Source organism: Olsenella sp. An285 (genome assembly GCF_002159625.1).
GTDB classification, from domain to species: Bacteria; Actinomycetota; Coriobacteriia; order Coriobacteriales; family Atopobiaceae; genus Thermophilibacter; species Thermophilibacter avicola.
Map to the genome: position 1 here is coordinate 81,415 of NZ_NFIZ01000010.1, position 9,278 is coordinate 90,692.

6 protein-coding genes are annotated in these 9,278 nt (G+C 67.2%); 1 reads left to right on the top strand and 5 read right to left on the bottom strand.

Annotated elements, in window-relative coordinates; genetic code table 11:
- Positions 1-61: 61 nt before the first annotated feature.
- The 4 genes from argC to B5F79_RS11005 all read right to left on the bottom strand — a co-directional run bounded on the left by argC (position 62) and on the right by B5F79_RS11005 (position 4,261).
- Positions 62-1,138 carry an N-acetyl-gamma-glutamyl-phosphate reductase gene (argC, locus tag B5F79_RS07790; protein ID WP_087219817.1) on the bottom strand — a complete coding sequence of 359 codons (1,077 nt, stop codon included), beginning with the start codon at positions 1,136-1,138 and terminating at the stop codon, positions 62-64.
- Positions 1,139-1,300: 162 nt separating this feature from the next.
- Entirely contained in the window at positions 1,301-1,912 is a 612-nt protein-coding gene (locus B5F79_RS07795; protein WP_087219820.1) for a DAK2 domain-containing protein, read from the bottom strand.
- A gap of 338 nt (positions 1,913-2,250) precedes the next feature.
- The gene (locus tag B5F79_RS07800) at positions 2,251-4,032 is read right to left on the bottom strand and encodes a hypothetical protein (RefSeq protein ID WP_143786273.1); all 1,782 of its coding nucleotides are present in this window, start codon (positions 4,030-4,032) and stop codon (positions 2,251-2,253) included.
- 73 nt (positions 4,033-4,105) lie between these two features.
- Positions 4,106-4,261 carry a hypothetical protein gene (locus B5F79_RS11005; protein WP_158094865.1) on the bottom strand — a complete coding sequence of 52 codons (156 nt, stop codon included), beginning with the start codon at positions 4,259-4,261 and terminating at the stop codon, positions 4,106-4,108.
- 936 nt (positions 4,262-5,197) lie between these two features.
- Here B5F79_RS11005 and B5F79_RS07810 point away from each other — a divergent pair.
- Positions 5,198-7,357 (top strand): LTA synthase family protein, encoded by a 2,160-nt coding sequence (locus tag B5F79_RS07810; protein ID WP_087219828.1) that lies wholly within the window; start codon positions 5,198-5,200, stop codon positions 7,355-7,357.
- 99 nt (positions 7,358-7,456) lie between these two features.
- On the opposite strand, the gene B5F79_RS11010 is transcribed toward B5F79_RS07810, so the two are convergent.
- Positions 7,457-9,278 (bottom strand): hypothetical protein (locus B5F79_RS11010; RefSeq protein WP_158094866.1); only part of this gene is annotated, 1,822 nt, incomplete at its 5' end.

The window sequence follows — 9,278 nt, forward strand, 5'->3', positions numbered from 1 at the left end:
GTTTTCCCTGTTGAGTTTTTTCTGCAGGGCTTCCAATGCGAACTATTTCTGCGGGACGGTGCTAGACGAGGGGCGCCGGAGCCAGGAGGCCGGCGGTCTCGGGGAGGCCGAGCACCACGTTGGCGCACTGAACGGCCTGGGCGGCCGCGCCCTTCCCGAGGTTGTCAATCGCGCACGAGGCGACGATCGTGCGTCGTCGCCGGGCGTCGAGCGCCACGCCCACCTGGGCGCGCGCGGTGCCGAAGACGGAGGACGTGGCCGGCATGGTGCCGGCGGGAAGCATCGTGACCAGCGGCTCGCTTGCATAGGCGCGCTCGTAGGCGACCTGGAGGCCCTCCGCCGTGACATCGGGCGAGGCCTCGAGGTAGACCGTGGAGAGGAGCCCACGCGTGAGCGGGGCAAGGTGCGGAGTGAAGACGACGGACATCTCGCGGCCAGCCACCTCGGAGAGGGTCTGCTCGATCTCCGGGGTGTGGCGGTGCTTTGCCACGCCGTACGCCTCGACGGACTCGTTGGCATGGCAGTAGTGCGTGCGGGCGGTGCAGCCGCGCCCGGCACCGGAGACGCCGGAGATAGCGTCCGCGATCACGAGGTCGCCCGTGGCGAGACCGGCCGCCAGGGCGGGGGCGGCGGCGAGCGCCGTTGCCGTGGGGTAGCAGCCCGGCACGGCCACGAGCACGGCCTCGCCCGCCGCACGGCGCTCGGCGAGAGAGGAGAGCCCGGCGCGGAAGAGCTCGGGCAGGCCGTAGACGGTCTGGGAGAGAAGCTCGGGGCTCGTGTGCGGGGTGGCGTACCAGTCCTCGTAGACCGCCGCGTCATGCAGGCGGTAGTCGGCCGAGAGGTCGAGCACGGTGACGCCGCGCTCGAGGAGCGCCGGCGTGAGCGCGAGGCTCGCCGTGTGCGGGACTGCCAGGAAGGCGACGTCAGCGGCGGCGGCGATGGCATCCGGCTCGGGCAGCGAGAGCACGATGTCGCTGGCGCCCGCAAAGGCGGGGTACACGGCGTCGAGGCGCGTTCCCGCCTCCTTGCGGTCCGTCGCCATGGTGAGCTCGAACTCCGGGTGGCCAAGGATGAGGCGGCAGGCCTCGATGCCCGCATACCCCGTAGCCCCCACGACACATGCCCGGATGCTGCCCATGATTCCACGCCCTTCTCGCTCGCACGACTTTTCTCGCACTCTAGGGGGCGCCACAAGGAGTGTCAACGAGGTGACATGTGCCGGACACACTTCCGCGGGAAGCCGACTGCAAGCAGGTGGAAAGCGCAGCGCATGTGAAGGCGCAGCCGGCGGACGCGGAGCCTACGGGCGGGAGAGCCCCCGGAGGAAGTGTGCCACCGCGAGAGCACCCGGGTCCACCGTGCCGCGCGACGCCTCCCCCATCTCCGCCGCCGGCCCAAAGCGCGCCACGAGGTCACGCGTGGACTCCGCGCCGACGTCGGCGGCGTCCGCGACATCGTCAAATAGGTCAAGCTCATCGCCCTCGCAGGCGGCAGCGGCCTCGCTCGCCGGGATGAAGGCGTCCATCATGGTCTTGTCGCCCACGCGCGCATCGGTGGTGCGCATGAGCTCGGCGAGCCCACCCGCGAACATCTCCTTGAGTTCCTCGACGCTGACCTCGCCCTCGTCTGGGGCGGCCTCCTGCATGCCGTCGAGCCACGAGCTCCACAGCGGTACCGCGCGCCCGCCGGGGACCTTGGACACCTCCGTCGCCGCGGCGTCGAGCATCTCCTGGACGCTGCCCTCCGAGGCAACGACCGCCTGGCTCACAGCTGACACCACGCGCACCATGGTGGTGCCCAGCTCTGCCGTACCCAGCCCCAAGCGACGATCGAGCTCCGTGAGCTCCTCCTCGGCCATGATGACGTCCGTGCAGGCATGGAGCATCCTCAGCGCAAGCTCGTCTTTCCTCATGTCTCCCCCTTGGACCGCCGCCGCACGACGCCTCGGGCGCGGGCGCGCCCTCCGTCACCTGATTGTAGGAAGCACGCCGTGAGGCCTCGTTTCGTGCCCGCCGAACAGGCGTTGGCTTTCGGCAAGCGGGCGAGAAGGACCGGCAAGTGAACGGCATGCCACCCCCAGGCAGACCGCCGCCGCAGAGAAGATCGCGCGCCTCATGCTCCTGGTCATTGCTGGCGCCTCCGTTCCCCAAGGACGGTTTCGGGCATTATGCGAAGGCGCCGCCGAGCGACCCGGGCCGGGCCACCCGCCTCTGCGAGCGCACGACACGTCAGCAGACGAGTCAAGCGGGCTCACACGCCCCAGTCGAGTGGCGCGTCGGAGCGAGCAAGGTCTGCCGAGAAGGCCTCCCCCGTGACCATGCGGCCCTCGACGTGCGCCGTTTCCTCATCCGGATAGCTCACAGCGAAGGTAATTCCGTCATCGGTCACGCACAGAAGCCCGTCGTTTCCCGCAACGGGAAGCGTGAACACGAACCCGTAGGTTCCGTCCGAGCCGTCCGTCGCGATGAGCTCCAACGTCCCGCCAAGCTCGCCCACCATATCCGCGCTGATTCCGGTGTAGAGCGTCACCGTGAACTCCTCTCCCCCCACTTCCACGGGAGCTTCTTCCCCGCTCTTGAAGTAGCCGAAGAGCGGGGAGACGTAGTCCACGCCCTCAAAGGCACGGCGCGAGGGCAGGGGATCGGCGTCCCCCTCGGTAAGGACGGGCGCCGTGAGCTCGTTGACGGGCGCCGCGACAAGCTCCTCCCCCGTCTCCAGGTTCACGTAACCAAAGACCCAGGCATAGCCGCCCATGTACTCGCCGCGACTGTTAAACCGGCTCTGGACGGCATGAAGGAGATTGCCGCTCTCGTCGTAGGAGAACTCCTGCTTAAGCTCGAGGAAGGCGCCCAGGTTCCCTCCCATCAGACTCGTGAGCCTGAGCACGGGGTTGTCAAGCTCGTCATAGGAGGTGCACTCGTGGCGCGTGTTGTCCTCTCCTCCGGTGTTGCCGGCGTAGCGACGATAGAAAACGTTTCCGTCCGCGTCCCTGGCGCAAAACTCGTAGCGTCCCATCCCCGGCGAGCCCACGGACTCCCCCTCCGACTCGTCGAGGTTCACGTAGAGCTCCACGAACTCGCCCGTTGCGTCATCATAGGCCCAGTACGTCCCCGATGCGGTCTCGCGGATGGAGAGGTCCTCCGCCGAGACGAGCACGCCTCCCTCCACCGGGCTCTCCGCGCCGGTGCGCGAGAGGGGACGGCCTTCGTCGTCGTACGTAGTAATACGCGTGCCGGTGACGTTCTCCGGCTCGGTTCCGCCCTCGTAGCTCGTCACCGCAAGCCTCGTCCCGTCCTCGGTACGCTCGGAGGTGGAGTAGCTCTGCACCTCTCCGTTGGCCTCGACGCGCTTGTAGGAGACACCGTCATCGTTGGTCCCCTCGTACATGACCGTCTCCCCAAATACCGAGCCGTCGGCGTAGTACATGGTGGTAGTCGTAACGGTCTCTCCGCCCTCGTGGGTAACCTCGGTCGTGGACTTGACGCCCCCGGCACCGCCGTCGGGCGTCATGGCGTAGCCCGTAGTCACGGAGTCCGGCTCGTCGCCTGCCGAGTGATCGTAGACGGTCTCGGAGAGGACTATCGACTCTGAGTCGAGCGCGTTCTCAAGTACCGCAGACTCCGAGTCGCGGTAGGTGTAGTCCGTGACGACGGCGAGCCTGCCGTCATCGTCGTACTCGTACGTCACGTATCCGTAGGAGGTGATTCGCCCGTCCTCGCTGAGCCGGTACTTCCCAAAGCTTGAGATCGCCCAGGTCCTGCCGTCAGCCAGCGGACTCAACGGCGCGTCAGGGCTGGAGGACTGGTAGCTGGTGTCCTCGAGCACCCAGGCCGCCTCGCGGGACTTCTTGGAAGGCTCCGACGTCTCAGCCGATGCCCCGTCCTGCAAGCCGAAAACAGCCGCACCGGAGGGCTCGCCCTGCACGCCCTCCTGCATCGACGTGACCGAGCATGCAGAAAGCGAGAAGGACAGACCGAGTGCACAGACAAGCGCCAAGACGAGCGCCGGTCGAACCAAATGCGGACGAGCCATACCGTAACCTCCTTATGGAAGGGGCGTCCCAGAGTGCTCGGGCCGCCATCTCTAGACGTGACTTGAGCCCCCGCTACTTGAGCGTCGTGACCACGCAGTCATTGGGATCCTGGAAATCACAGCCGTGGTAGAGGAAGACGGCACTTACCTCGGCCGCGCAGACGAGCTCGCCAGTCGACGTGGTGCCGCCGAGATCGGACATGAGCCCCTCGGGGGAGGCGTAAGTCATGCGGCCCTGCTCGGCCTCCCAGTCAGAGGGCGACACATCGGGGAAGTCGAGGCGGTCGGCACGGGCGGGCGCCGGGGGAATACCGCCCCCAGGCAGATCGCCGCTGCGGCGGCAGAGAGAGTCGCGTGCCTCATGCTTCTGCACACTGCCGGCACCTCCGTTCCCGAGGGGTACTTCAGGAAACCTTAAGGCTCAGCCGCAAGCGGGGCGTTTCCGCGGCATCACCTTCGGCGGGCGAGCGCGACGCGTCGGCGGGCGGCAACCCGCGTCCTTCTCGCCGCCAGAGTCGGAAGGAACGCAAGCGCTCGGGGTGCAAATTGGCTTCGCTGGAAAAAATAGCAACCCCCCCCCAGTCCTCCGTGACATGCGTTTTATGGATGAGCGTTTCCCCTGTTTCCGCGCACGTCCTCCTTCGCCATTCGATTTCTTGCTTGATACACGCAAGACTGCTGAGCGATATGCGTTTTTATGCTGGACGCGCATCCATGTGGAAGGAGAGGCCTATGATTCGAAGAAGGCCTCTGACAGCTATTGCTACGCTCCTGATAGCGGGGCGCGTACACCTGCACGCACCAGCCCCTGAGGAAGGCGAAGCAGTCCGGGAACATCATGTACCCCGAGCTTACCAACCCCGGCGATCGCCAACGCTATCTCGGGGTCGAGTACGACGTCCCCACAGAGATCGTCGGCGGGGAGGACACCTTCAAGAACGGCCTAGCCCCTCGTGGTCCTGAACCTCCCCCGACGCGGCGAAGATTGACGGCGTGCTCGTAACCAGCAGCGGCCGCTGACACCGCTCCGCCCTTCTGTCTTCGACGATCGGGTTCACGGCGCTTGACAACACGTCACGGCGGCGCGTCGCGGGCCGCGGACAAAACCAATATCATGTGAGGGGCGCATAAGCGCCTTGTAAGCCCCCCGTACGATCCCAAGGTGGTGTTTCTCACGCCTCTCATAGCGATTCCCCTCATCGGCCTTGCGCTCATCGCCGCGCTCGCGGCGTTCGTGTTCCTCTGGCAGCGCGCCCACGAGCAGCCCCTGCGCCCGTCCGACCTGGCCTGGATGCTGCCCGGGGTCGTCGCGCTCGTGATGGCATCTGTCGTGTGCGGGCTCGACCTCTACGAGAACGGCGAGGACGTGATCTCCCTCGTTTCCCTCGACCTCGCGGCGCTACTCCAGGCCGCCTGCGCCCTCCTGCGCCGTCGCCTGCTCGACGCGCTCGACCGGCGCGACCAGATCGGCGGCAGGACGCGCTTCCTCTCGGAGGCGGCGCGCGTCGGCATCGCCCTTCTCGCCCTGGCGTCCGCCATCGCCCTGGGCCGCCTGGCGCTCGAGCTGCCCTGGAACTCAGACGAGCTCTTTGGCATCAAGGCCTTCAACTCCTTCCTGGAGCTCGCCATCATCGCCGGGCTTCTCGCCCTGCTCTACCTGCTCTTTCAGCGGCGCGGGGCGGGCATCGCCCTGGGCGTGGGGGCGCTTTTCGTAACGGGCCTCGCACAGTTCTTCGTCGCCAACTTCAAGGGCGCCCCCATCCTTCCCAACGACCTCCTCGTCCTGGGAACGGCGGCGGCCGTGAGCGGGACCTACACCTACTCCGTGGACAGCCACGTGGTGCAGGGGCTCACGTGCGCCGTGCTGGCCATGGCGCCGTGCGCGCTCGTGGCCCCCTCGCGCATCCGGGACCGCTACGAGCTCGCCGGCAACGTGGGAGGCAACCTCCTTGGTGCGTTCATGGTGGCGAGCTGCCTCTGGGCGGGCCTCACCGTACCCGACTACTTCGAGGACCTTGGCGTCAAGATGCAGTATTGGACTCCGCTGCCCTACTACAAGTGGCAGGGGTTCCTCCCCACCTTCGTCGCCGTGGCGCAGGACATCCCCGTGGAGAAGCCGCAGGGCTACACGCCGGAGGGGGCGGCAGAGGTGGAGAGCGAGTACGTGGCTGCCTATGACGCGGGCCGCGGCTCGTCCGCGTCGCGCGCCGCGGCGGAGCAGCAGTTCTCCTCCATGCGCCCGAGCATCGTCTGCATCATGAACGAGACCTTCGCCGACCTCTCATATCTCTACGACGGCCTGGGGGTGGGCTACGAGGGGCCGGCGTTCTATCGCCAGCTGCAGTCGAGCGCGCTCTCCACGGGCTCGCTCGCCGTCTCGGTTCGCGGCGCCGGCACCTGCAACACCGAGTTCGAGTTCCTCACGGGCTCTCCGCTTGCCTACGTGGGCGACGGCAAGTACCCCTACTCGCTCTACAGCCTGACGGACGTGCCGAGCCTCCCCAGGCAGCTCGCCGAGCTCGGGTACGAGACCACGGCAATGCACCCCAACCTCGCGACCAACTGGAGCCGAGACAAGGTCTACCCCGCCCTTGGGTTCGACGAGTTCCTCGACATCGACGACTTCGAGGGAGCCCCGGGCTTCCACAGCGGCGTCACCGACGGTGCGACCTACGACAAGGTCCTCGAGATCCTGCGCTCGAGCAGCGAGCCGCAGTTCATCTTCGACGTGACGATGCAGAACCACTCGAGCTACGGCCAGCGCAACATCCCGGCAGAGCAGCTGCGGGGCTACACCATACCCGGCCTGGACCCCAACCTCAGCGGAGACGTGAACGAGTACCTCGCCTGCATCGACGCATCCGACCGCGATCTCCAAGCCTTCATAGAGGAGCTCTCCCAGCTCGAGAGGCCCGTCATCGTGGTCTTCTTTGGCGATCACCAGCCCAACTTCGCCGACACGCTCGTCGAGGCGCTCTATCCTGCCGAGACGGCGTTCCAGCAGGCGGTTCGCTCCTACCCCACCACCTACTCCATCTGGGCCAACTACGACGTGGCGGGATCCGTCCCGGGAACCTGGCAGAGCGCGAGCCCGGCCGACCTTGCCTCCATGGCGCTCGAGATTGCCGGCGCGCCCCTCACGGACTACGAGAAGACCCAGCTCGTGGCTCGCGAGAGCATGCCGGCCCTGAGCCTCGTGGGGCTTCAGACGGCAGACGGCACCTGGCACGGGACGGGCGACCCGGGCGCCGGCGAGAATGCCATGCAGGCCTACGAGGACCTCGCGCTCGTGCACTACCTCGAGCGCGCGGAGCACCTGGAGTAGCGGGCTCGGGGGCGCCCGTTCTTCTCGCCGAGCGCCCCCGCCACGACTCACTCTCCGACGGGGCGAGAAGAACGAGGCTCCCCGCCCTGCCGTGCCCCGTCACGCGCGACTCAGCACCCGCTCCTCTATCCAGGCGGACGTTTCGCGCATGAGCTGCAGGGTCTTGGCCGGGTCGTCGATCTCCTGGCCATAGGCGGCGAGCGTCCACGTCGTCTCGTTGCCCGGCCCGTGAATGCTGCCGGCGCCCATGCTCGCGAGGGCGTCCCAGTACTGCTGCATCGTCACCCGCACGCCGTCTACGGTGTAGGCGAATCCCTCGGGACCATCGAGCACGATGACGGCGCTGGCGGTCCGCGCCACGCCAAACGAGCCGTCGTCCCGCACGCCCACAAACGTGTACTCCGCGTCCGGGATGTTTCTCATGAGATAGCTGCGCCCGCCGCCCGGCGTCACGGAGAAGATGAGGTACGCATAGCCCCCGTTGGAGTGGCTCGGCTTCCCGCGCCACACGGCCTCGAGCTCGCCGTTCTTCTCGTCATATTCCCAGATGGTGACCTCGTACGTACCCTCTGCGTTGGGAAAGCTGTCAGCCGTCATACCCGTCCCGCACGCCGTCACGAGGCGCTCGACGCCGTCGCCGAAGTCGTGCACCCCCGCGAAGCAGAGTCCCGTAAGCCACTTGGCAGCTATCGAGCCAAAGCCGCCGCTGACGAGCCTCCCCTCCCCGTAGCTCTCCTCCAGCTCCTGGAGCTTGTCGTAGAAGGCGCCGTACTTGCCGCGGACGAGCTTCCACGTGCACTCGTCCACGAGCAGGCCGTCCTCCAGGTGAATGTCCCTCTTGAGCGGGCTGTTGTCCTTGTCGAAGATCTTGATGGAGGCCTCGAGGTCGAGGTCCGTGCCGCCCAGGAACTCGGCGTAGGCATCGGAGTAGACCCACATCGCCGCGTCCGTGCACGTGAGGCCCGGGTGGTAGCTCGTCTCGACCTCGGCGCCCACGCCCGTCTCGACGCCGATCCTGCTCGCGGACCACCCCAAGATCTCCAGCGCCGCAGCCGGGGAGAGCCCGACCTTCCCCTTTGCCGAGATGGACACGTCGTCGGCGAGGTCGACGTCGCAGTCGCCCCTGAACTCCGGCAGACCGAAGACGTCCTTCTTCGCCGAGGCCGAGACCTCGATGCTCGAGGAGAGCGAGACGCTGGCCGCCGCGTCGATCTCCAGGTAGACGTTGAGGTGGACGCCGGTCCCCGGAACGGAGAGCAGGGGCACCGGGACGGACAGGAGCTTGATCGAGCGGAGGTCGGAGGGAATCATGGACAGCTCGAGCGCGAGCTCCGCGTCCATGTCGCACTCGAAGCTCATGTCCATGTAGCTGAAGGGGCCCAGAAGGACGAGGAAGGGCTTGATCGTGATGTCGTTGATCGTGATCGTGCCCTTGGCGGTGCCGTATTCGCCGATGTCCTGGGAGACCTCTATCTCGAGCTTGTCCGCATAGCCCGACATGAGGCGCACCGAGCTGAGGTCGAGGTCCTCCAGCCCCAGGGTCTCGTTGATCACGAGCTCGTCGTATACCTCGGAGAGCTCCGGGCGCGCGCCCGTGACGCGCCCGCCGGCCTCTACCGACTCCACCTTCACCGCGCCACCGAAGGGCATGCCCTCGGTGGGGCCAAACACGACCACGTCTCCCTCAGAGACCTCCCCGGCGCCCGCACCGAGCGTCACCGTCACGTCCTCGCCGGAGGCAGCGGCGCCGGAGACGGAGGTGTCGAGAAGAACGACGTCATCGGCATAGTCCACGGTCGTGGGCTGGCTGGGGTCGGGCTCGCCCGGGGCTCCGCCCTCCCCCAGCACGTCGCGGTGGAACACGGCGAACATCTTGGCGGCCTGGTCGCGCTGGGCGGGGCGCTGGGGCAGCGCCAGGGGC